The sequence below is a fragment of the Flavobacterium polysaccharolyticum genome (genome assembly GCF_038739875.1).
In the GTDB taxonomy this organism is placed as follows: Bacteria; Bacteroidota; Bacteroidia; order Flavobacteriales; family Flavobacteriaceae; genus Flavobacterium; species Flavobacterium polysaccharolyticum.
In genome coordinates this window covers 107,576-129,485 of the sequence record NZ_JBCGDP010000008.1, presented here as the reverse complement: position 1 = coordinate 129,485, position 21,910 = coordinate 107,576, and the positions used below count along the sequence as shown (strand labels likewise).

General features: G+C 33.1%; 23 protein-coding genes. 20 read left to right on the top strand and 3 right to left on the bottom strand.

Annotation, left to right across the window (positions count from 1 at the left end):
* Positions 1 to 7 precede the first annotated feature (7 nt).
* The 3 genes from WFZ86_RS09925 (at position 8) to priA (ending at position 4,200) form a co-directional block, all read left to right on the top strand.
* A complete protein-coding gene (locus WFZ86_RS09925) occupies positions 8 to 967 on the top strand; it encodes a YihY/virulence factor BrkB family protein (protein ID WP_342691794.1) in 960 nt (319 codons plus the stop codon).
* A gap of 203 nt (positions 968 to 1,170) precedes the next feature.
* Positions 1,171 to 1,602, top strand: a complete 432-nt coding sequence (locus WFZ86_RS09920; protein ID WP_342691793.1) for a DUF2147 domain-containing protein — start codon at positions 1,171 to 1,173, stop codon at positions 1,600 to 1,602.
* 147 nt (positions 1,603 to 1,749) lie between these two features.
* Positions 1,750 to 4,200, top strand: coding sequence for a replication restart helicase PriA (gene priA / locus WFZ86_RS09915; protein WP_342691792.1), 2,451 nt, complete (start codon positions 1,750 to 1,752; stop codon positions 4,198 to 4,200).
* Positions 4,201 to 4,211: 11 nt separating this feature from the next.
* Here priA and WFZ86_RS09910 read toward each other — a convergent pair whose 3' ends face one another.
* Entirely contained in the window at positions 4,212 to 4,907 is a 696-nt protein-coding gene (locus WFZ86_RS09910) for a LytR/AlgR family response regulator transcription factor (RefSeq protein WP_342691791.1), read from the bottom strand.
* A 168-nt stretch (positions 4,908 to 5,075) separates the two neighbouring features.
* Between WFZ86_RS09910 and rpsF the strand changes: the two genes are divergently transcribed.
* The 6 genes from rpsF (at position 5,076) to WFZ86_RS09880 (ending at position 9,574) form a co-directional block, all read left to right on the top strand.
* Entirely contained in the window at positions 5,076 to 5,417 is a 342-nt protein-coding gene (gene rpsF, locus WFZ86_RS09905) for a 30S ribosomal protein S6 (RefSeq protein WP_159684735.1), read from the top strand.
* A 5-nt stretch (positions 5,418 to 5,422) separates the two neighbouring features.
* The gene (gene rpsR / locus WFZ86_RS09900) at positions 5,423 to 5,719 is read left to right on the top strand and encodes a 30S ribosomal protein S18 (RefSeq protein WP_159684738.1); all 297 of its coding nucleotides are present in this window, start codon (positions 5,423 to 5,425) and stop codon (positions 5,717 to 5,719) included.
* A gap of 67 nt (positions 5,720 to 5,786) precedes the next feature.
* Positions 5,787 to 6,230 (top strand): 50S ribosomal protein L9, encoded by a 444-nt coding sequence (rplI, locus tag WFZ86_RS09895; protein ID WP_342691790.1) that lies wholly within the window; start codon positions 5,787 to 5,789, stop codon positions 6,228 to 6,230.
* Positions 6,231 to 6,342: 112 nt separating this feature from the next.
* A complete protein-coding gene (locus WFZ86_RS09890; RefSeq protein ID WP_342691789.1) occupies positions 6,343 to 6,816 on the top strand; it encodes a DUF6495 family protein in 474 nt (157 codons plus the stop codon).
* Between the two features lie 72 nt (positions 6,817 to 6,888).
* Positions 6,889 to 8,892, top strand: coding sequence for an NAD-dependent DNA ligase LigA (ligA, locus tag WFZ86_RS09885; protein WP_342691788.1), 2,004 nt, complete (start codon positions 6,889 to 6,891; stop codon positions 8,890 to 8,892).
* Entirely contained in the window at positions 8,882 to 9,574 is a 693-nt protein-coding gene (locus tag WFZ86_RS09880) for a lysoplasmalogenase family protein (protein ID WP_342691787.1), read from the top strand. The genes ligA and WFZ86_RS09880 overlap by 11 nt, the downstream gene beginning before the upstream one ends.
* An 87-nt stretch (positions 9,575 to 9,661) precedes the next feature.
* Here WFZ86_RS09880 and WFZ86_RS09875 read toward each other — a convergent pair whose 3' ends face one another.
* Complete coding sequence (locus WFZ86_RS09875; protein ID WP_342691786.1) at positions 9,662 to 10,579, bottom strand: bifunctional metallophosphatase/5'-nucleotidase; 918 nt, start codon at positions 10,577 to 10,579, stop codon at positions 9,662 to 9,664.
* 59 nt (positions 10,580 to 10,638) lie between these two features.
* A complete protein-coding gene (locus tag WFZ86_RS09870; protein ID WP_342691785.1) occupies positions 10,639 to 11,418 on the bottom strand; it encodes a 5'-nucleotidase C-terminal domain-containing protein in 780 nt (259 codons plus the stop codon).
* Positions 11,419 to 11,465: 47 nt separating this feature from the next.
* Here WFZ86_RS09870 and WFZ86_RS09865 point away from each other — a divergent pair, with 47 nt between their 5' ends.
* The 11 genes from WFZ86_RS09865 (at position 11,466) to coaE (ending at position 21,861) form a co-directional block, all read left to right on the top strand.
* The gene (locus WFZ86_RS09865) at positions 11,466 to 11,984 is read left to right on the top strand and encodes a DUF6913 domain-containing protein (RefSeq protein ID WP_342691784.1); all 519 of its coding nucleotides are present in this window, start codon (positions 11,466 to 11,468) and stop codon (positions 11,982 to 11,984) included.
* 7 nt (positions 11,985 to 11,991) lie between these two features.
* The gene (gene dapA / locus WFZ86_RS09860; protein ID WP_342691783.1) at positions 11,992 to 12,867 is read left to right on the top strand and encodes a 4-hydroxy-tetrahydrodipicolinate synthase; all 876 of its coding nucleotides are present in this window, start codon (positions 11,992 to 11,994) and stop codon (positions 12,865 to 12,867) included.
* A gap of 137 nt (positions 12,868 to 13,004) precedes the next feature.
* Entirely contained in the window at positions 13,005 to 13,799 is a 795-nt protein-coding gene (locus tag WFZ86_RS09855; protein ID WP_342691782.1) for an outer membrane protein assembly factor BamD, read from the top strand.
* Between the two features lie 8 nt (positions 13,800 to 13,807).
* A complete protein-coding gene (locus tag WFZ86_RS09850) occupies positions 13,808 to 14,125 on the top strand; it encodes a DNA-directed RNA polymerase subunit omega (protein WP_026709525.1) in 318 nt (105 codons plus the stop codon).
* A gap of 9 nt (positions 14,126 to 14,134) precedes the next feature.
* On the top strand, positions 14,135 to 15,370 hold the full coding sequence (gene coaBC / locus WFZ86_RS09845) for a bifunctional phosphopantothenoylcysteine decarboxylase/phosphopantothenate--cysteine ligase CoaBC (RefSeq protein ID WP_342691781.1): 1,236 nt from the start codon (positions 14,135 to 14,137) through the stop codon (positions 15,368 to 15,370).
* A 72-nt stretch (positions 15,371 to 15,442) separates the two neighbouring features.
* Positions 15,443 to 16,333 carry a type IX secretion system protein PorD gene (gene porD, locus WFZ86_RS09840; protein WP_342691780.1) on the top strand — a complete coding sequence of 297 codons (891 nt, stop codon included), beginning with the start codon at positions 15,443 to 15,445 and terminating at the stop codon, positions 16,331 to 16,333.
* 53 nt (positions 16,334 to 16,386) lie between these two features.
* A complete protein-coding gene (gene recN, locus WFZ86_RS09835) occupies positions 16,387 to 18,039 on the top strand; it encodes a DNA repair protein RecN (protein ID WP_342691779.1) in 1,653 nt (550 codons plus the stop codon).
* A gap of 94 nt (positions 18,040 to 18,133) precedes the next feature.
* A complete protein-coding gene (gene fabV, locus WFZ86_RS09830; RefSeq protein ID WP_342691778.1) occupies positions 18,134 to 19,324 on the top strand; it encodes an enoyl-ACP reductase FabV in 1,191 nt (396 codons plus the stop codon).
* Positions 19,325 to 19,416: 92 nt separating this feature from the next.
* A complete protein-coding gene (locus tag WFZ86_RS09825) occupies positions 19,417 to 20,223 on the top strand; it encodes an enoyl-ACP reductase FabI (RefSeq protein WP_342691777.1) in 807 nt (268 codons plus the stop codon).
* A gap of 58 nt (positions 20,224 to 20,281) precedes the next feature.
* Positions 20,282 to 21,286 carry a glycosyltransferase family 2 protein gene (locus WFZ86_RS09820; protein ID WP_342691776.1) on the top strand — a complete coding sequence of 335 codons (1,005 nt, stop codon included), beginning with the start codon at positions 20,282 to 20,284 and terminating at the stop codon, positions 21,284 to 21,286.
* Complete coding sequence (gene coaE / locus WFZ86_RS09815; protein WP_342691775.1) at positions 21,286 to 21,861, top strand: dephospho-CoA kinase; 576 nt, start codon at positions 21,286 to 21,288, stop codon at positions 21,859 to 21,861. The genes WFZ86_RS09820 and coaE overlap by 1 nt, the downstream gene beginning before the upstream one ends.
* Positions 21,862 to 21,910: the final 49 nt, after the last annotated feature.

Genomic DNA, 21,910 nt, shown 5'->3' with positions numbered 1-21,910 from the left:
TATTCAAATGACCCCAACAAATAAAGTTCCTTTTGAAATTTTAGTTAAAAACAGAATCAAAGCGAATGGCTTGGTTCGTAAATTGATTCATTTCTTGCAAAGCCAGAAACTCTTTTGGCTGGAAGAGGTTTCATTATATGACTTCTTGCATTCATATGTAGTGGGAGTTTTAAACGGAAAATTAAATGTAAGAGCAGGAGCCATTGCTTTTAGTTTCTTTATGGCCTTGTTTCCGTTTGCACTGTACATTTTAAACCTAATTCCATACATACCCATACAAGGTTTTCAAGCTGATTTTCTGCGATTTGTTGAGCAAAGCGTACCGCCAAACACCTATGAGGCGATTGCTGGAATCATAAACGATATCTTAAATAATAGTCACTCTGGATTACTTTCCTCAGGGTTTATTTTGTCCATTTTTTTAATGGCTAATGGTTTAAATGCTATTTTAGGTGGTTTTGAAGAATCAAGACACGTAATTGAAAAAAGAGGATTTGTTGACCAGTATGTTGTAGCCATTGGTATGTCTATTTTCCTGTCTTTTTTATTGCTTTTTACTGTGGCAATCATTGTTGTATTTGAGGTCTTTATTCAAAAATCTAAAATACAAGATGTGGTAAGTGATAATATTCCGCTTATCCAACTTGGACGTTATTTGTTTCTTTCGTTAATGATTTTGTTTACTACATCTATTTTATTGCGCTTCGGAATCAAACAAAGACACAAACCTAAATTCATTTCTGTAGGCTCTGTTTTTACTACAATTTTAATTATTATTTCCTCTTATGGTTTTGGGATTTGGGTAGTGAAATTTTCCAAATACAACGAATTGTACGGCTCTATCGGTACACTTTTAATTCTTATGTTTTATATTTGGATCAATTGTATGTTGCTTTTGCTTGGTTTTGAGCTTAATGCAATTATTCAGTCTCATCGCAACCAAATAAAATCAAAAAAAACGTTATAGTTGTGTTATAAATAAGACAAACTGTTTTATTTTTGAATAAATTTGAAATTCCAAAATCCTAATTTATTAATAAAAAAATGTTGTTTTGGAGCTATTTCCTGCTGTACGCTATATCTTTCTTGGTCTCTTAAAAACGAGTCCAAGAAAGGATGCCGCTTCCATCAGGGCTAGAATAAAATAAAAAACCAAGAAATTAATAACAAATGAGAAAAACCATTCTAGTAGCAAGCGTTTTGTGTTTTGTAGTAGTAACAACCGTTCGTAGCCAATCAGTAATTGGTAAATGGAAAACAATTGATGACGAAACTGGAAAACCAAAATCTATTGTAGAAGTCTATGAAAAATCTGGAAAGATTTATGGTAAAATTTTGGATATATTAGATCCACAAAAAAAAGACAAGCTTTGCACAGAGTGTACAGGTGACGAAAAAAACAAACCTGTCTTAGGGATGGTTATTGTCAAAGGACTTCAAAAAGACGCCGAAGAATTCAACGGAGGGTCAATTACAGATCCAGTAACAGGAAAGAAATACAAATGTTTCATTACTCTTGAAGGTAAAGATAAGTTAAAAGTAAGAGGCTATATTGGCTTTTCTTTAATCGGAAGAACACAATACTGGCATAGAGTAAAATAGTTTTTTACATATAAGAGATACCCTTATCACTCAAAGTTCAGATTATAATTTGAAATAGAGTAGTAAGGGTATTTTTTTATTATTTTTGGTGCCTAGCCTAATACAGTAACCATTCAAAAATTGTCGCTTGACAAAACCAAGTATCCCATGTTTTTTGTTGAAGTAATTTTGCCATTAGCCTTAGCTAAAACCTTTACCTATCAAGTCTCGGAAACCGAATATCATTTCATAAAAAAAGGAATGCGTTTGGCGGTGCCTTTTGGTAAAAGCAAAATTTATACAGCTATTGCACTCGAACTTCATCAAAACGAACCTGTTTTATATCAAGCGAAAGAAATCCATCAGATATTAGATCACGAACCTATTGTGACTTCAATACAAATTGATCATTGGTTTTGGATTGCTACCTATTATATGTGTAGTATTGGCGAACTCTATCGCGGGGCAATGCCAAGCGCTTTGCTTTTGGAAAGTGAAACTGTGGTTACTGTTCAATCATCATCCTTTGTAAATGAAATGCAACTTTCTGATGAGGAGTATCTAGTATTTCAAGCACTGCAACAACAAAGTTCGCTTAAGATTAATGATATTATTGCTATACTCAATAAAAAGAATGTTTTTCCTATTATTCATAAAATGATAGATAAAAACATATTGGTTTTGCAAGAAGAAATATCTGAAAACTATAAACCAAAACTTGTTAGATACGTTCGTTTGCATCCACAATATAATTCCCAAGACGGTTTGACAGCTTTGTTGGAACAATTGAAAAATGCCAACAAGCAAAAAGAAATAGTACTTCATTACTTTCAGTTGAATGCCACAGAGAAAAAGCCAATTCCTATCAAAAAGTTAGTAGAATCTGCAAAGGTTACTACTGCAACAGTTAAAGCTTTGATTGATAAGGCTGTGTTTGAAGAGTATTATATTCAACAAGATCGCATAATCTATTCGGGAGCGGTTTCTTCAAAAAGTTTGAAATTGAGTACTTCACAACAAACTGCTTTTGATGCTATTCAAAATCAATTTTCTCAAAAAGAGGTATGTTTGCTTCATGGTGTTACCGCAAGTGGGAAAACCGAGATTTATATTAAATGGATAGAAGAATATCTAGTCAAAGGAAAGCAAGTATTGTATTTATTGCCAGAAATAGCTTTAACTACTCAATTAGTTAGTCGTTTGAGATTGCATTTTGGAGACAAAGTGGCGGTTTTTCATTCAAAATACAATAACAACGAACGCGTGGAAGTCTGGCAGCAGGTTTTGAACAATTCCGGAAAAGCTCAGATTGTGATTGGGGCTCGCTCGGCGTTATTTCTTCCATTTCAAGAGTTAGGTGGTATTATTATTGATGAAGAGCATGAGCAAACTTTTAAACAAACCGATCCAGCTCCTCGTTATCATGCTCGCGATGCAGCTATTGTTTTGGCTAATTTTCATAAATCTAAAGTGCTTTTGGGGTCAGCGACACCAAGTTTGGAGACCTATTATAATGCCCAAACTGCTAAATACGGATTAGTCACGCTTAAAGAACGATTTGGTAATGGTCAAATGCCTGTTATAGAGTTGGTAGATTTGAAGGATAAATATTTCCGTAAACGAATGAAAGGTCATTTTAGTGATACCTTAATTGAAGAAATAAGTGTTGCCTTGTCATTAGGTGAACAAGTGATTTTGTTTCAAAATCGAAGAGGCTTTTCTCCTGTGATTGAATGTATGACTTGTGGTCATATTCCTCAATGTCCACAATGTGATGTGAGTTTGACTTATCATAAATTTAAAAATCAGTTACGGTGCCATTATTGTGGGTATGCAATTGGGAAACCTACCAATTGTCATTCGTGTTCTAGTATCGATTTGACTACAAAAGGTTTTGGAACGGAGCAAATAGAACTCGAATTGTTGTCATTGTTTCCAAATGCTAAATGTGGGAGAATGGATCAAGATACTACCAGAGGAAAATACGGTTTTGAAAAAATAATAGACAGTTTTAAAAATCAAGAAATTGATATTTTGGTAGGTACTCAAATGCTAGCTAAAGGTTTGGATTTTGATAATGTGAGCTTAGTTGGAATTATGAATGCAGACAACATGTTATATCATCCTGATTTCAGGGCTTTCGAACGAAGTTTTCAAATGATGACACAAGTGGCTGGTCGTTCTGGGCGAGCTGAAAAGCAAGGAAAAGTTATTATTCAAACGTATAATCCGTTGCATAATACCATTCAGCAAGTTACTAGAAATGATTTTGAAGGAATGTATAAAGAACAATTATATGACAGACAGATCTATAAATACCCACCTTATTATAGGTTGATTAAAATAACGTTAAAACATCGAGATTTTGATAAACTCAAAGAAGGTGCGATGTGGTTGTATCAAGTAATGAGTCAGTCGTTGTTTATGCCTGTTTTGGGTCCAGAGGAACCTGCTGTTAATAGAATTAGAAATGAATACATTAGAACCATCATGATTAAAATCCCTCAAGACAAGCCTATCGGAGGAACAAAAAAAATGATTCAAAAAGTGTTAAATAGTTTTGAAGCTGTTGCTCAGTATAGAGCGATTAAAGTGAGTACTAACGTGGATTTTTATTAATTCAAATGAATTTAGAGTATAGATAAAGCTCTAACAAGATCTTCTTTTTTATTGCGACTTAATGGAATTTTGGTAACTCCAATTTCAGCAAATTTGCTATTGAAACGATCTATTTTGTCAATATTGACGATGTAGGATTTGTGAACACGAATGAATTTTTCTTTACTTAAATCATTCTCGAAGGATTTCATGGTTGAAAGTACTAGGTTGCTATCTTCTTCAGTAACTACTCTTACGTAATCGCCATACGCTTCAATCCATTTGATTTTTGATGTAAAAATTTTAAGTTTCTTTAAATTGCTCTTGATGAAGATATGCTCGCCCTCTTCTTCTTTGTTTTCAGTTCTTAACAAGTGTAAGTCAATAGCTCTTTTTACAGAAGCATTAAAACGTTCAAGAGCTATAGGTTTTTGTAAGTAATCAGTTGCATCATAATCAAACGCCTTCATCGCATATTCTGCTTTTGAAGTGATGAAAATGATTTGGGGTTTTATTTTTAATCCATCTAAAAAGTCAAATCCACTTATAACAGGCATTTCAATGTCAAGAAAAATCAAATCCACTGTATGGATTGACATACAGTTTTTTGCCTCTATCGCATTTGAAAAATCGCCTATCAAGTGTAAGTGTTGATGATTATTAACTAATTTAGCTATGATCATTCGTTGGATGGAACTATCATCAACAACAACACAGTTTAGTTTCATAATTAGGCTATTTAAAAAATTTGGTTAGGTAAATATATTTTTTTTTATTATGTAAAACAAATTTGCTAACATAAATTTTGCACTTTGTCGATTATTTCAAAAATACATTTGTGTAATCAAATAAAAAGACTACTTTTGCACCCAAATTAACAAATAAATAAATTATTTATGAATCATTATGAAACTGTTTTCATTTTAAATCCCGTTTTATCTGAGGTTCAGGTAAAGGAAACAGTAAGCAAATTTGAAGAATTTCTTACTAGTAGAGGAGCTGAAATGGTATCGAAAGAAGATTGGGGTCTTAAAAAAATGGCCTACGAAATTCAAAACAAAAAAAGTGGTTTTTACCATTTATTCGAGTACAAAGTAGCTGGTGAAGTTTTACTTCCATTCGAAACTGAATTTAGACGTGACGAGCGTGTAATGCGTTTCTTAACTGTTGCTCTTGACAAACATGCTATTTCTTGGGCTGAAAGAAGAAGAGCAAAACTTAAATCTACTAAAGCTTAATTATCATGGCAACATTACAACAATCTGCTTCAGGAAAAAAAGACGGGGATATCAGATATCTAACGCCTTTGAATATAGAAATCAACAAAACTAAAAAGTATTGTCGTTTCAAAAAATCAGGTATCAAATATGTGGATTATAAAGATGCTGATTTCTTATTGAAATTTGTAAATGAGCAAGGTAAAATTTTGCCTCGTCGTTTAACTGGTACTTCTTTGAAATACCAAAGAAAAGTGTCTGTAGCTGTGAAAAGAGCACGTCACTTAGCTTTAATGCCATATGTGGCTGATTTACTAAAATAATAATTAATTAATAGTTGTTGGTTTTCGGTAAAATGAAACCTAACTTCTGCAATATAAGGACAACAACATGGAACTTATTTTAAGAAAAGACGTGCAAAACTTAGGTTTTAAAGATGATATCGTAACTGTAAAAAACGGTTATGGTCGTAACTATTTAATTCCTCAAGGATTTGCTCACTTGGCAACTGCTTCTGCAAAGAAAGTATTGGCTGAGAACCTAAAACAAAGAGCTCACAAAGAAGCTAAAATCGTTGCTGATGCTAAAGCTACTGCTGAAGCATTGAAAGCATTAGAAATTAAAATTGCTGCAAAAGCAGGTGGTGAAAAATTATTCGGTTCTATTACAAACATAGACATTGCTGCTGCTTTAGCTAATGCAGGTCAAGAAATTGACCGTAAATTCATCACAAGTGGTATCGTAAAACGTATTGGAAAATACAGTGCATCTATCCGTTTACACAGAGATGTAATTGTTGAAATACCTTACGAAATCGTTCCTGAGAAAGCATAATTTCAGATTTACAATTTTTAAAGTCCCGATACGTTTTTTGAACGAAATCGGGATTTTTTATTTTTAGAAAGTATTAAATAAACAATAGCTTTTTTGTTTAAATTTTATTAAAATGAAATATACAAGATTAACTAAAGAACAGTTTGAAGAATTACATCAAGAGTTTACTACTTTTTTAGCAACGCAATCTATCGATAAAGCGGAATGGGATATCATTAAAAAGGAAAAGCCAGAAGTGGCTGAACAAGAATTGGATGTTTTTTCAGATTTAATATGGGAAGGCGTATTGACCAAAGCACAGTTTTTAGAACATTTTTCTAAAAATCATATTTTCTTATTTCAATGCTTTGATACAGAAGTGAAATCAATTGTTCTGAAATCATTGGTTCCTGAAGTTGATTTTTTGACTAAGGAAGGACTACAATGGCTTTCTGATAATATGTTTACCGAAACCATCGAGATGAAAGTGGGTAAAAAAGTATTTACTGAGGAACGAAATTATTCTTTATTTCAATTAATTCAGCAAGGCGCTTTTCTAAGTGATGGTCAATTATTTAACCAAATAAATTCAATTATAGAATCGTAAAACTATTTTATAAAGTATAAATTGGCTATTTTAGTACCTTATTTGAAAAACTAAAATAGCTATTTTTATTTCATGAATATTCAAGATACGATTCAGCAGTTGCGCTCCGAATTAGACCAACACAATTATAACTACTACGTGTTAGATCAACCTCAAATTTCGGATTTCGAATTTGACCAAAAATTAAAAGAACTTCAAACGTTAGAAGCTGCGCATCCGGAGTTTTTCGATGTCAATTCTCCAACTCAAAGAGTGGGTGGTGCAATCACTAAAAACTTTCAAACTGTGGTTCATGATTATCGTATGTATTCTTTGGATAATTCGTATTCTAAAGAAGATGTAGTGGACTGGGAAACTCGTATTCAGAAAGTTTTAGGTAATGTTCCTATCGAATATACTTGCGAATTGAAATATGACGGTGCTTCTATTAGTATTACGTATGAAAACGGAAAGTTGGCTCGAGCAGTTACGCGTGGTGATGGTTTTCAAGGTGACGAGGTAACGAATAACATCAAAACCATTAAATCGATTCCTTTGCAATTGAAAGGCAATTATCCTCTTCATTTTGCCATTCGTGGCGAAATTATTTTGCCTTTTGCTGGTTTTGAAAAAATGAATGAGGAGTTGATTGAAATCGGGGAGACACCTTATTCTAATCCAAGAAATACTGCTTCTGGAAGTTTGAAGTTACAAGATAGTGCGGAGGTTGCAAAACGCCCATTGGACTGTTTACTCTATTCGTTAGTTGGAAATAATTTGCCTTTTCAATCACATTTTGAAGGACTTCAAGCTGCTAGAGATTGGGGATTCAAGGTGCCAAATGAAGCTAAACTAGCTAAAAATATAGACGAAGTTTTTGAGTTTATAACCTATTGGGATACCCATCGTCATGAGCTTCCTTATGAAACGGATGGTGTAGTGATCAAAGCGAATGCGTTGTCTTATCAAGACGAGTTAGGATATACTGCAAAATCTCCTCGTTGGGCCATTGCCTATAAATTCAAGTCAGAACGAGTTAGTACCCGATTGAATTCGATTTCCTATCAGGTGGGGCGTACAGGTGCTATTACCCCAGTTGCTAATTTAGAGCCAGTACAATTGGCAGGAACTGTTGTGAAACGCGCTTCCTTGCATAATGCTGATCAGATAGAAAAATTGGATATCCGAATTGGAGATACGGTTTTTGTAGAAAAAGGTGGAGAGATAATTCCAAAAATCATTGCTGTTGACTTCGAAAAGCGTCCTGAACAGTCTGAAGTAACGCATTATATTACAAATTGCCCTGAATGCCAAATGGCTTTGGTGCGCTCTGAAGGGGAAGCCAATCATTATTGCCCTAATTTTTATGGTTGTCCCCCTCAAATCATAGGTAGAATTCAGCATTTTATTTCTCGTAAGGCAATGGATATTGAAGGTTTAGGAGGAGAAACAGTTGCTTTATTATACAATAACGGTTTGGTTCATAATTATGCAGATTTATATGATTTGACAGTGGAGAAAGTGTTGCCGCTGGAAAGAATGGCTCAGAAATCTGCAGAGAATTTAGTGAATGGTGTAGGGAAATCAAAGGAAATTCCTTTTGAAAGTGTTTTGTTTGCTTTGGGAATTCGCTTTGTAGGTGAAACGGTTGCTAAAAAATTGGCCAAGCATTACAAAACAATTTCGGCTTTAGAGCAAGCTACTCTTGAAGATTTGATTTTGGTGGATGAAATAGGAGAACGTATTGCCAAAAGCGTAATCGAATTTTTTGCAAATGAAGAAAATAGAGCGATTATTGAGCGATTAAGATTGCAGGGTGTTCAAATGGAAATTGTTGAAAAAGTGAATCCTAATGCGACAACTAAGTTCTTAGGAAAAACCTTTGTAGTTTCTGGTGTTTTTGAAGAATTTTCTAGAGATGATTTAAAGAAAGCAATTGAAGACAATGGCGGGAAAGTAGGAAGTTCAATTTCGTCCAAAACCAATTATGTGGTAGCGGGAGATAATATGGGGCCTACTAAATTAGAAAAAGCAACCAAATTGGGTATACTGATTTTGTCGGAGGAAAATTTTAAAAAGATGCTTTATGAAGATTGATAGGTTATTAGTTGTACTATATTTTGTTTTGTGTTTTATGGTGGGGGTATTGAGTATATTTCGCTTGGGCGAGATTATACTCTATTTAAAAGGCGTAATTGTTCTGGTAGTAGCACTCATTTTTTTTGTTCAAGATTCAAAGTTTAGTCCGGTCGTTGCAACCATACTTTTACTATCTTTTTTTGGAGAAACCTATTATCTCTATGTTAAGTCGTATACCGAAACTATTCCAATTGTCCTTTTTTTATGTATAAATTTAATTTTCTTGGGATTATCGTGGTTGGATGTCAAGGAAAAAGAATGGAGCCAAGCCGAGTTTTTTAAGCTTGTGGTGTTGATGGGACTATTGGGGGCTCTTGCATACATTATCTTGTCTTTAGATTTGAAAAATACCGATGTGAATTTTATTTTGTATATTATTTACAGTATAGTTTTCGTTGTCATGTTTATTTTGTCATTTGCTAATTTTGTAAAAACCCATCAAAAGAGTAGCTTGTATTTAGTGCTTTTTGGTCTTAGTGTTTTTATTTCAGATTTGTCGTTGCTGCTAAACAATTATTTTATAAAGCTTGCTTTTCTAAGAATTGGAGGAAATCTGTCGCAAGTTTTGGGGTATTATCTAATGATGCATTACTTTTTAGAGAGAAACAAAAAAGAAGAATTTATAAAAGTTGACAATTAAATAAGGCGGATTATGAAAGTAATCCGCCTTACTAAAAGTTATCTTGCTTTATTTTTAATTTTAGATACCTATTGAAAATAGTTGTCTTTATACCACAATAGCTTTTCCTTTGGCGATATTTTGTTTGTTATTGTCAAAATAGAAATCGATTCTTCCAAGGTGAATACCATAGCAACCGACTTGATTGACTAAAACTTCTTGTCCTGCAGCGTTTTTCACAACAGTTGGTTTGTCTAAAAAAGTGTGGGTGTGGCCTCCAATAATCAAATCAATGTCTTGTGTTTTTTGAGCCAATTTCAAATCAGACACTTTGTTTTCGTCACTTTTCTTATAGTCGTACCCAAGATGCGATAAACAAATTACCAAGTCGCATTTCTCCTCTTTTTTTAAGATGCGAGTCATATCTTGGGCAATTTCTATCGGATCGCGGTAAACCGTTTCTTTGTAGTTTTTTTTATCTACCAAGCCTTGCAATTCGATTCCTAATCCAAAAACACCAATTTTGATTCCGTCTTTATGAAAGATTTTGTAGGGCTTGATATGAGTATCTAAGGCTGTGTTTTTAAAATCGTAATTGGCTGAAACGAAATCAAAATTAGCATGAGGTAATTGGGAATAAAATCCCTCGATGCCGTTGTCGAAATCATGATTGCCTAATGTAGCGAGATCATATTGCATCATACTCATTAATTTTAGCTCTAATTCTCCTCCATAGTAATTAAAATACGGCGTTCCTTGAAACACATCTCCAGCATCCAATAATAGAACGTTTGGGTTTTCTTTACGTATTGATTCGATTAAGGCAGCTCTTCTGGATACGCCTCCCATATTAGCATTTCTGGGATCATCTGCAGGAAAGGGATCAATATGACTGTGAACGTCATTGGTATGTAGGATTGTTATTTTTTTTATTTCGGGCTTTGCAAAACTCATTAGAGGCAAACTTGGTAATGCTAATAAGGCAGAGCCAGCGGCTGTTTTTTGAATAAAATCTCTTCTTTTCATTTTATATTTCTTTACAACTTTTGAGAAGCTTTGTTGTTGTTAATAGATTTTTTTTGAACTTATTCTACAGTAATTCGAGTCTCTTTTAAAACTGGAATGGTTTTGATTTCCTTGAAATAATCAATAAGTACATTACGTAATTTATAATTCAAGTCATACGTTTGTATTCCTTTTTGAAAAAAAGTCATGTCATCTCCTCCATTAGCTAAGTAATCATTAGTGGCAACATAATACACTTTTGAGATTTCGATAGGGTTTCCTTGTATTTTGATGTCTTTCGGCTGGTTGTTTTTATCGATAGTAAAAGTTAAACCAGAAAGGGGTTGTGCTTTTTGAATTTTGATAAAATATCGAATCATTTCCATGACTGTTTCGCCGTTCATAGCAATCACTACTAAGCTGTTTTCGAAAGGCATAATCTGAAAAGCAGTACGAGGCGTAACATCACCTTTAGGTAAGGCAGCGCGAATACCACCATGATTTAGAATACAAATATCTATTTTCTTTTTTTCGCGAGCATACAAAATAGTATTGCCTCGAGCTACACAGGCGTCAGCCATTAAGTTGCCTAATGTGGATTGCCATTTTCCAGTGCTTTTGTCCAATGTTTCGGGGCTGAAAGCTAAAACAGAATTTAAATCTTTGTCTATATTTTCTCTGTAGGGGGCAATGTATTTATCTATTTCAGGATTAGTAGTGTAGGTGTTGGTTATTGGAACACGTTTTCCTTCTATTTTTGTCAAGGTGTAAGGAGAGGATGCGCAGGAAAGAATTAAAAAAAATGTTAAGAATATAACAAAAAGTTTTAAAACACCATTATACTTTTTTAAATTTACCATTTGTAATGCAACTTTATTAATTAATTTTGAACCTCAGTAAAAGTAGTATGTTTTTCAATTATTTTAAAGATTATTTCTTAAAAAAGAAATTAAAAAACAGCTTGTCAAATGCTGAAGTGATTCCATCGAATAATAAAGTTCAAACTATTGGAATTCTTGTAGATGAGCGTTCTTTTTTACAAACATTAGCATTAAAAGAAGCGTTAATTGAGCATAATTTTTTAGAAAAAAATATTTCAATTGTTGTTTTTAGAGATCCTTTTAAAGTAAAAGAACTGAATGAGTATCCCACTTTTGGTTGGGAACACATCAATTGGAGTTTTCAAATTCAAGAAGCCTTATTGTTAGATTTTGTAAAGCATCCTTTTGATGTATTGTTGAGTTATTACGATACAAATAATGGATTCTTGCAATGGATTACTTCTCAATCTAAAGCCTCTTTCAAAGTTGGTTTTTTTTCAGTAGACAAGCGTTTAAATCATATATTGATTAATACTCAAACCATGAATTATAAAGAATTCGTACAAGAATTTGTTCGAGTTTTACAATTATTTAATAAAATTTAATACCATTATGCAAGCATTAATAGGCACAGGTGTTGCATTAGTTACACCATTCAAATCAGATTTTTCAGTAGATGTAGAGACGTTAAAAAGCATAGTGCACTTTTCAATAGAGAATGGGATAGAATATTTGGTTGTAATGGGGACAACTGCTGAGAATGCTACCCTTAGCGCTGAAGAAAAAGAATTGGTTATTGCAACTGTAGTTGAGACGAATGATGGAAGACTACCACTAGTTTTAGGTGTTGGAGGCAATAATACGATGGAGGTTGTTGCTGAATTGCAAACAAGAGATTTATCTGCTTTTGATGCTATTTTATCGGTTTCGCCTTATTACAATAAACCTACTCAAGAGGGAATTTATCAACATTTTAAAGTGATAGCAGAAGCTTCTCCAATTCCAGTTATATTATACAATGTGCCAGGGAGGACTTCAAGTAATATGTTGCCGTCAACCGTTCTTCGTCTAGCCAATGATTTTACAAATATTGTTGGAATAAAAGAAGCAGCTGGAGATTTGGTTCAAGCGATGAAGATTATTCAGCACAAGCCCAAAGATTTTTTGGTGATTTCTGGGGATGATATGATTGCTTTACCTATGGTTTTGGCGGGTGGAGCAGGCGTAATTTCAGTAATTGGTCAAGGTTTTCCAAAAGAGTTTTCAGAAATGATTCGTCTTGGATTGAATAAAAAAGTGGATGCCGCTTTCGAAATTCAATACAAAATTGCAGATAGTATTGATATGATTTTTGAACAAGGAAATCCAGCTGGAATAAAAGAAGTCTTTAAGTTCCTTGGAATTGCTGAAAACGTGGTGCGTTTGCCACTAGTATCAGTTGATGATTCGCTTTCGAAAAGAATTTATGATTTTGTAAAAAAGTTCTAAAATAATATACAAAAAAGTAGGCTTTTTTTTAAATAAAAATATATTTTGTAGTCGCTAAATTAATAACTAAATTTGCCACCCAAAGTTGAGTTTGATTTATAACTATTTGGTGCTAAATTGTAATAAAAGTAAAATAAATGAAGAAAATAGTTGCATTATTAATTCTTGCCCTAGCTTTAGGTTCTTGCGGAGAATATCAAAAGGCATTAAAATCGGAAGATGTTGGGGTTAAGTATGAATTAGCAGAAAAGCTATACGATGCAGGGAAATATTCTAAAGCCATTCGACTTTTTGAGCAAATAGCTCCAGCTTACAGAGGGAAACCTCAAGCAGAGAAAATGTTTTACATGTATTCTCAAGCGTATTATAAAACAAAACAATATTATTTGGCAGGATATCAATTCGAAAGTTTTGCTTCTAATTATCCAAGAAGTGAAAAAACGCAAGAAGCTTCTTATTTAGGGGCAAAATGTTATTCTATGCTTTCTCCGGTATATAGCTTGGATCAGGTAGATACATTCAAAGCTATTGAGAAACTTCAAGCATTCATTGATAATTATCCTAATTCAGAGTATTTGCCAGAAGCAAACAAGACAATGCGTACTTTGAACGAAAAGATAGAGAAAAAAGTATACGAAAATGCTATTGGATACAATACCATTATGGATTATAAGTCCGCTTTAATAGCTTTAGATAATTTTATTGCAGATTATCCTGGAACTCCTTTTAAAGAAAAGGCGTTGTATTATAAATTAGATTCTGCCTATCATCTGGCTATTAATAGTGTTCCAGAGAAGATGGAAGAAAGATTGCAAGTGGCTAAATTAGCTCATGCTACTTTAATACGTTACAAGGCAGATACTGAATACAAAGAAAAAGCTGATGACATGTTGGCTAGAATTGAAAACGATTTACAAAAATTTATTAAATAAATAAAGTCATGGATTTAAAGAAGACGAATGCTCCAGTAAATACAATTACCTATAACAAAACTGTAATTGAAGAACCAACTGGTAATGTATATGAAGCAATAACCATTATGGCTAAAAGAGCAAATCAAATCAATTCTGAAATTAAAAAAGAATTAACTGAAAAATTAGAAGAGTTTGCTACTTATAATGACAGTCTTGAAGAAGTTTTTGAAAATAAGGAACAAATTGAAGTTTCTAAATTTTATGAGAAATTACCAAAACCACACGCATTAGCAGTGCAAGAGTGGTTAGATGGAAAAATCTACCATAGAGATTCTAATAAATAATTAGAATTAATGTCAGTTTTAAAAGGCAAAAAGGTTTTACTAGGTGTATCTGGTGGAATTGCTGCCTATAAAACAGCTTCCTTAGTAAGACTTTTTATAAAAGCAGGTGCACAGGTCCAAGTGATTATGACACCTGCTTCTAAGGATTTTGTTACCCCATTGACTTTGTCTGTTTTATCCAAAAATCCTGTTTATTCTACTTTTTTTGATAAAGAAATTGCCGATACTTTAGTTCCACAAGAGGAAGCTAAAGAGTTGTGGAATAATCATGTAGAGTTGGGACTTTGGGCCGATGTAATGCTTGTCGCTCCAGCTACAGCTAATACCATGTCTAAAATGGCAAATGGCGTTTGTGATAATTTACTCCTAGCGGTTTATCTTTCGTCTAAATGTCCTGTTTATTTTGCTCCAGCAATGGATTTGGACATGTATAAACATCCTTCAACGCTTATCAGTTTTCAAAAGTTACAACAATTTGGTAATATAATGATTCCCGCTGAAAGTGGGGAGTTGGCAAGTGGACTTTCGGGAGAAGGACGTATGGCAGAACCTGAGAATATTATTGCTTTTATGGAAGCAGATATAGAGAAGAAATTGCCTTTATACGGTAAGTCTATTTTGATTACTGCGGGACCAACTTATGAAGCAATTGATCCAGTCCGTTTCATAGGAAATCATTCTTCTGGGAAAATGGGTTTTGATATTGCCAATAGAGCTGCAGAATTAGGTGCTAAAGTTTATCTCGTTTCTGGTCCAACCCATTGTAAGCCATTATATTCTTCGATTAGTGTTTTTCCTGTGGTTTCTGCCAAAGAAATGTATGCTAAATGTCATGAGTTATATGATCAAGTAGATGTAGCAATTGCTGCGGCTGCCGTTGCAGATTACAGACCAAAAATGGTAGCTGAGCAGAAAATTAAAAAAGCAGCAGAAAATTTTGTTATTGAATTAGAGAAGACTCAAGATATTTTAGCTTCTTTAGGTACTTCCAAACAACATCAATTCTTAATAGGATTTGCTTTAGAAACTGAAAATGAAATTGAAAACGCCAAAATTAAAATTCAAAAAAAGAATTTAGATTTAATTGTTTTGAATTCTTTAAAAGACGAAGGGGCTGGTTTTGGCAAATCCACGAATAAGATTACCTTTATTGACAAGAATTTTACTGTAGAGCCTATGGATTTAAAATCTAAAACTGCAGTAGCTATCGATATCATAGATAAAGTGTGTGAACATTTTAAATAAACACTTAAGAGTTTTAAAATAGTATACTTTTTCGATTTAATAGCCGTTTTTAATCAAACAATACTTTTGAATATGTATAGATTTATAGGGGTCTTTTTCTTGATTTTGTTTAATACTACTTTTTTGTTTGCACAGCAATTAAATTGTTCTGTAGTTATTAATGCTCAAAAGGTTACGAATACCAATCAGCAATTGATTAAAAATTTAGAAATAGCCTTAAATGAATTTGTAAACAAAACGGATTGGACTGGGCAGACGTTAAAACAAAATGAGAAGATAAAATGTTCTATGTTTATTACGCTTTCGGCGGTTAACTCAGACCAATTTACAGGGACTATTCAGGTACAATCTTCTAGATTGATTTATAATTCAACATACAGTTCACCCGTATTAAACTATAATGACAAAGATTTTAATTTCAGATATGTTGAGTTTGAAAATTTAATTTTCAACCCTTCAGTTTTTGAATCTAATTTGGTTTCCGTTATTGCTTATTATAGTTATGTTATTTTGGGTTTAAATATGGATACTTTTGAATCGTTTGGAGGGAATACATACTTTGAAACGGCTCAAAATATCTTAAATGTAGCACAACAAGGTGGTTACAAAGGCTGGAGTCAAGCAGATGGCGTTCAAAATAGATTTTTCTTAACAAACGATTTGTTGTCGTCTACGTTTGCACCTTACCGCCAAGCCTTAGTGGATTATCATCAAGGTTTAGATTTGATGAGTACAGATTTAAAAACGGCTAAAGAAAAAATAAAAACAGCTATTTTAAATTTATCAAAATTGAATCAAACTCGACCTAATGCTTTTTTGACTCGAGTGTTTTTTGATGCCAAAGCTGATGAAATAGCGTTAATTTTTTCTGGGGGGCCTAGTATTACTATTTCTGATTTAGTAGAAACATTAAATAAAATCTCTCCCATGAATTCTAGTAAATGGAGTCAAATTAAATACTAATAAAACCTAATATTTTTGCCGTATATTAGTAGCTTTATTCAAAACTTATTTTAATGATAACCTCACTTTCTATAAAAAATTTTGCTTTAATAGATCAACTAGCGATTGATTTTACTAATGGATTATCTATCATTACAGGTGAAACTGGAGCAGGTAAATCCATTATTTTAGGAGCACTAGGATTAGTTTTAGGTAAAAGAGCCGATTTGTCTTCATTGAAAAATACGGATGAAAAATGTGTTATTGAGGCTCAATTTAATATTTCAAAATACAACTTATTGCCTTTTTTTGAGGCGAATGATTTAGATTACGAAGCAGAAACCATCATTCGTAGAGAAATTTTGCCTACCGGAAAATCTAGAGCTTTTATTAATGATAGTCCAGTAAATCTTCAAGAATTACAAGCTTTAAGTCTTTTTTTAATTGATATTCACTCGCAACAACAAACACAAGAATTGTCAGAAGAGGATGTGCAATTCAAGATTATCGATGCAATTGCTAATAATAAGAATGATCTTGGGGCTTATCAGGAAATATTAAAGGAATTTAGATCGAATAAATCTCAATTGGCTTCCCTACAAAAAAAGCAAAGCGAATCTCTTAAAGAACAAGAGTACCATACTTTTTTACTAGAAGAATTGTGGTCTGCCAAACTTATGGATGGGGACCAAGAACAATTGGAAGAGGATTTTGAGCGACTTAATAATGTGGAGATCATAAAAGAGGCAATTGACAAATCGCTAGCCATTGCAAACGAGGAGGAAATTGGGCTATTGCATCATTTGAAAGAAATTAAAAACACTTTTCAACGTATTACTCCTTTTAGTGCAAAGTACCAAGAGTTGTTAGAGCGAATAAATAGCGTGATCATTGAATTTGATGATATTTGTACAGAATTAAACCAACATTCCGAAATGGTGTTGAGTGATCCTGAAAAATTAGATTATACGAATCAAAAGTTACAGTTGATTTATACCTTACAAAAAAAGCATCAGGTTAAAACTGTTTCCGAATTATTGGGGATTCAAAATGAGTTAGATCAGTCTTTAGTGTCTATTAGTAATCTCGAATCTGAAATTGAAAAGCTGAATGAGCTTATTACTAAAAATGAAGGAGAATTAGATGCTTTAGCACAAGTAATTCATGAGAAAAGAGTACAAGCAATTCCTGTTTTGACTGATAAAATAATTCAGATTTTGGAAAAGTTAGGAATGCCCAATGTGCGTTTTAAAATAGATTTAAAATTAGTGCCAACTTATTTTTCTAATGGAAAAGAAGAATTACAATTTTTATTTTCAGCGAATAAAGGAGGGGAATTTGGATTACTTAAAAAAGTAGCTTCAGGTGGAGAAATGTCAAGAATTATGTTAGCTGTGAAAGCTATTTTAGCACAGTATTCTAAATTGCCTACTTTGATCTTTGATGAGATAGACACAGGTGTTTCCGGTGAAATTGCTATTAGGATGGGAGAAATTATGAAACAAATGAGTACAACAATGCAAGTTTTTGCGATTACCCATTTGCCACAAATTGCTGCCAAAGGAGATTCGCATTTTAAGGTTGCTAAAAGCATAGTGGGAGAGGTGACTAACTCAGAATTGAAGTTGTTGACCGAAGATGAAAGAGTGCTTGAAATTGCTCAAATGCTCTCTGGAACTGTTGTTTCTGAATCTGCCCTAAATCACGCCAAAGCCTTGCTGAACTAAAAAAATGGGCTATATTTGTTGACTCAAAAAAGACAACAGTTCAAAAAAATATTAATAGCTTTTTTATTTTACAAAAAAAAGAAATTTCAATACTATGATTATAGAACCAAGAATGAGAGGATTTATTTGTTTGACATCTCACCCTGATGGATGCGAACAAAATGTGAAAAATCAAATCGAATACATCAAATCAAAAGGAACAATCGCTGGAGCTAAAAAAGTTTTGGTAATTGGTGCTTCTACGGGATTTGGTTTAGCTTCAAGAATTACGAGTGCTTTTGGATCTAATGCTGCAACAATTGGTGTTTTCTTCGAAAAGCCAGCTGCAGAAGGTAAAACTGCTTCACCAGGTTGGTATAATTCTGCTGCTTTTGAAAAAGAAGCACATAAAGCAGGTTTGTATGCCAAAAGTATCAACGGTGATGCGTTTTCAAAAGAAGTGAAGCAACAAACGTTAGAGTTAATCAAAAAAGATTTAGGTCAAGTTGATTTGGTAGTTTATAGTTTAGCTTCTCCTGTTCGTCAACATCCTGAAACAGGAGTGTTGCATAGATCTACCTTAAAGCCTATCGGAGGCGTTTATTCTAATAAAACTGTAGATTTTCATTCTGGCAAAGTATCTGAGATTTCTATACAACCTTGTGAAGGAGATGATATTGAAAATACTGTTGCCGTTATGGGGGGAGAGGATTGGTCGATGTGGATCGAGGCTTTAAAAGCTGAGAATTTATTAGCTGAAGGAGCGATGACTGTTGCTTATTCTTACATTGGACCTTCATTGACAGAAGCTGTATATAGAAAAGGAACCATAGGTCGTGCAAAAGATCATCTTGAAGCTACTGCATTTACAATTGCTGATAGTTTGAAGGATATAAATGGAAAAGCCTTTGTTTCTGTAAATAAAGCATTGGTAACGCAAGCAAGTTCTGCTATTCCTGTAATTCCGTTATATATTTCTTTGTTGTATAAAATCATGAAAGAAAAAGGAATTCACGAAGGTTGTATAGAACAAATTCAACGTTTGTATAGTGAGCGTTTGTATAACAACGATGGGATCGCTACAGATGACAAAGGCAGAATCCGTGTCGACGATTGGGAAATGAGAGAAGATGTTCAGGAATTAGTGGCTAAGTTGTGGCCTGAAGCAACTACCGAAAATTTATCTGAAATTGGAGATTTAGCAGGATACCGTCATGATTTCTATAATCTGTTTGGTTTCGAATTTGATGGTGTAGATTATAAAGCAGAAGCTAACGAATTGGTAAATGTACCAAGTATAGTGTAATAATAAAGAGAACTTGAAAACGCCTTATTTTTGTTTTTATTTATAATAAAATACAGAATAAGGTGTTTTTTTATATACATAAATCTGAACTTATGTACAATTTGTTAAAAGGGAAAAAAGGAATTATTTTTGGAGCTTTAGACGAGAATTCTATTGCTTGGAAGACGGCAGAACGTATTCATGAAGAAGGAGGTGTTTTTGTATTGACTAATGCTCCTGCTTCCATAAGAATGGGTAATATTGATGACTTAGCATTGAAAACAGGTGCTACAGTGATTCCAGCGGATGCAACTTCTGTTTCTGATTTAGAATATTTGGTGGATCAAGCTATGATAATTCTGGGAGGGAAAATAGATTTTGTATTACATTCGATTGGTATGTCGGTAAATGTACGCAAAGGCAACCATTACACTGATCAAAATTATGATTTTACTGAAAAAGGTTGGAATGTTTCGGCGGTTTCTTTTCATAAAGTCCTTCAAGTTCTATATCATAAAGATGCTATGAATGAGTGGGGAAGTATTGTAGCGTTGTCCTATATGGCCGCACAACGCGTTTTTCCAGATTATAATGATATGGCTGATAATAAAGCCTTTTTGGAGTCTATTGCCAGAAGTTTTGGTTACTTTTTTGGAAAAAAATCAAAAGTTAGGGTAAATACCATTTCACAATCTCCAACGGCTACCAAAGCAGGTCATGGGGTAAAAGGATTTAAAGGATTTATTACTTATTCTGAAAACATGTCGCCTTTAGGAAATGCTTCTGCATTAGATTGTGCTAATTATACGATTACATTGTTTTCTGATTTGACTCGAAAAGTTACCCTGCAGAATTTGATGCATGACGGAGGTTTTTCTAATGTAGGTGTAAGTCAGGAAATAATGGAAATGTTTGAATAAATAGTATCTTTGTAACTCATTTCAAAACAGCGTTAATTTTAATACCACTTTTTTTATTATGTTTTTTTCTTTAATAATTCCAGTATATAACCGACCGGATGAAGTGGATGAACTTTTGATGAGTTTATCACAAATGCAGTATCATGATGTATACGAAATAGTTATTGTTGAAGATGGATCTACGATCAAATGCCAAGAAGTACTAGAAAAGTATGCAGATAAATTGAATATTTCATACTATTTTAAACCTAATTCAGGGCCTGGAGATTCAAGAAATTTCGGTATGGAAAAAGCAAGGGGAAATTATTTTATCATTTTCGATTCAGATTGTATCATTCCATCAAATTATTTAACAGAAGTTGAAATTTCTCTCAATGAAAATTATGTAGACTGTTTTGGTGGACCCGATAAAGCTTTGGATAGCTTTTCAGATATTCAAAAAGCTATCAATTTTGCTATGACTTCTTTTTTGACCACGGGTGGAATTCGAGGCGGTTCAGAGAAAATTGGAAAATTCCAACCTCGCAGCTTTAATATGGGGTTATCGCGTAAAGCTTTCGAAATTTCTAAAGGATTTGGAGATATTCATCCAGGGGAAGATCCAGATTTATCCATTCGTTTATGGGAGTTAGGTTTTGAAACCAAATTAATTCCTAATGCATACGTTTATCACAAACGTCGAATTGATTGGGAGAAATTTACTATTCAGGTTAATAAATTTGGGAAAGCAAGACCCATTTTAAATAGTTGGTATCCAAAGCACAATAAATTGACTTTCTTTTTTCCGAGTTTTTTTATTTTAGGGTTGGGCTTCTCTGTATTTATGTATTTGTTTAGTCAAAATTTTGATTTCCTATTGCAATTGTATTTTCTTTATTTTATCATAATTTTTATAACTTCTTCAATTCAAAATAAGAATTTCAAAATTGGATATCTTTCTATGGTGGCGGTTTGGAAGCAATTTTGGGGATATGGAACAGGTTTTTTATTGTCCTTCATTAAAGTTATTCTTTTGAAGCAAAAACCACAAGAAGCCTTTCCTGAATTATTTTTTAAAGTATAATGACTAAAATTATCGGTTTAACAGGAGGTATTGGTAGTGGAAAAACCACAGTGGCTAATTATTTTAAAGAATTAGGTGTTCCTGTTTATATCGCCGATGATGCGGCTAAAGAAGTCATGCAATCTGAAGCAATTCTTTATGATATCAGAAAAACTTTTGGTGATACGATTTTTGATAAAGGAATATTAATTCGAGAAAAACTTGCTTCAATAGTATTTACAAATTCAGAAAAACTGCAACAACTCAATGCTATTGTGCATCCTGCAGTAGCCCAACATTTCAAAACTTGGTTGTCTAATTATCAACAGTCTCCCTTTATAATTTACGAATCTGCTATTCTATTTGAGAGTGGTGGTGATCAAAAATGTGATAAAATTATCACTGTTACTGCACCTGTTGCTATTAGAATAGAGCGGGTGATAGGAAGAGATTCTACTACAAAAGAGCAAGTGCTTCAACGGATAAATTCGCAATGGACAGACGCTAAACGTATTGAAAAAAGTGATTTTGTTATCGAAAACACTGATTTTAATGAAACAAAAGCACAAATTGTTAAAATTCTTAAAATTTTATAAAAAAAACAATTTGAGGATATAATGTTAATATTTGGTTAATGCATTATTT

Excerpts from the sequence above, each read along its gene's own strand:
- coaBC (WP_342691781.1), top strand. The coding sequence starts at position 14,135 with ATGTCAGTTTTAAAAGGCAAAAAGGTTTTACTAGGTGTATCTGGTGGA.
- rplI (WP_342691790.1), top strand. The coding sequence starts at position 5,787 with ATGGAACTTATTTTAAGAAAAGACGTGCAAAACTTAGGTTTTAAAGAT.
- dapA (WP_342691783.1), top strand. The coding sequence starts at position 11,992 with ATGCAAGCATTAATAGGCACAGGTGTTGCATTAGTTACACCATTCAAA.
- WFZ86_RS09890 (WP_342691789.1), top strand. The coding sequence starts at position 6,343 with ATGAAATATACAAGATTAACTAAAGAACAGTTTGAAGAATTACATCAA.
- WFZ86_RS09880 (WP_342691787.1), top strand. The coding sequence starts at position 8,882 with ATGAAGATTGATAGGTTATTAGTTGTACTATATTTTGTTTTGTGTTTT.
- rpsR (WP_159684738.1), top strand. The coding sequence starts at position 5,423 with ATGGCAACATTACAACAATCTGCTTCAGGAAAAAAAGACGGGGATATC.
- WFZ86_RS09875 (WP_342691786.1), bottom strand. The coding sequence starts at position 10,579 with ATGAAAAGAAGAGATTTTATTCAAAAAACAGCCGCTGGCTCTGCCTTA.
- WFZ86_RS09920 (WP_342691793.1), top strand. The coding sequence starts at position 1,171 with ATGAGAAAAACCATTCTAGTAGCAAGCGTTTTGTGTTTTGTAGTAGTA.
- fabV (WP_342691778.1), top strand. The coding sequence starts at position 18,134 with ATGATTATAGAACCAAGAATGAGAGGATTTATTTGTTTGACATCTCAC.
- WFZ86_RS09925 (WP_342691794.1), top strand. The coding sequence starts at position 8 with ATGACCCCAACAAATAAAGTTCCTTTTGAAATTTTAGTTAAAAACAGA.
- WFZ86_RS09855 (WP_342691782.1), top strand. The coding sequence starts at position 13,005 with ATGAAGAAAATAGTTGCATTATTAATTCTTGCCCTAGCTTTAGGTTCT.
- porD (WP_342691780.1), top strand. The coding sequence starts at position 15,443 with ATGTATAGATTTATAGGGGTCTTTTTCTTGATTTTGTTTAATACTACT.
- recN (WP_342691779.1), top strand. The coding sequence starts at position 16,387 with ATGATAACCTCACTTTCTATAAAAAATTTTGCTTTAATAGATCAACTA.
- WFZ86_RS09910 (WP_342691791.1), bottom strand. The coding sequence starts at position 4,907 with ATGAAACTAAACTGTGTTGTTGTTGATGATAGTTCCATCCAACGAATG.
- ligA (WP_342691788.1), top strand. The coding sequence starts at position 6,889 with ATGAATATTCAAGATACGATTCAGCAGTTGCGCTCCGAATTAGACCAA.
- WFZ86_RS09850 (WP_026709525.1), top strand. The coding sequence starts at position 13,808 with ATGGATTTAAAGAAGACGAATGCTCCAGTAAATACAATTACCTATAAC.
- rpsF (WP_159684735.1), top strand. The coding sequence starts at position 5,076 with ATGAATCATTATGAAACTGTTTTCATTTTAAATCCCGTTTTATCTGAG.
- WFZ86_RS09870 (WP_342691785.1), bottom strand. The coding sequence starts at position 11,418 with ATGGTAAATTTAAAAAAGTATAATGGTGTTTTAAAACTTTTTGTTATA.
- WFZ86_RS09820 (WP_342691776.1), top strand. The coding sequence starts at position 20,282 with ATGTTTTTTTCTTTAATAATTCCAGTATATAACCGACCGGATGAAGTG.
- priA (WP_342691792.1), top strand. The coding sequence starts at position 1,750 with ATGTTTTTTGTTGAAGTAATTTTGCCATTAGCCTTAGCTAAAACCTTT.
- WFZ86_RS09825 (WP_342691777.1), top strand. The coding sequence starts at position 19,417 with ATGTACAATTTGTTAAAAGGGAAAAAAGGAATTATTTTTGGAGCTTTA.
- coaE (WP_342691775.1), top strand. The coding sequence starts at position 21,286 with ATGACTAAAATTATCGGTTTAACAGGAGGTATTGGTAGTGGAAAAACC.
- WFZ86_RS09865 (WP_342691784.1), top strand. The coding sequence starts at position 11,466 with ATGTTTTTCAATTATTTTAAAGATTATTTCTTAAAAAAGAAATTAAAA.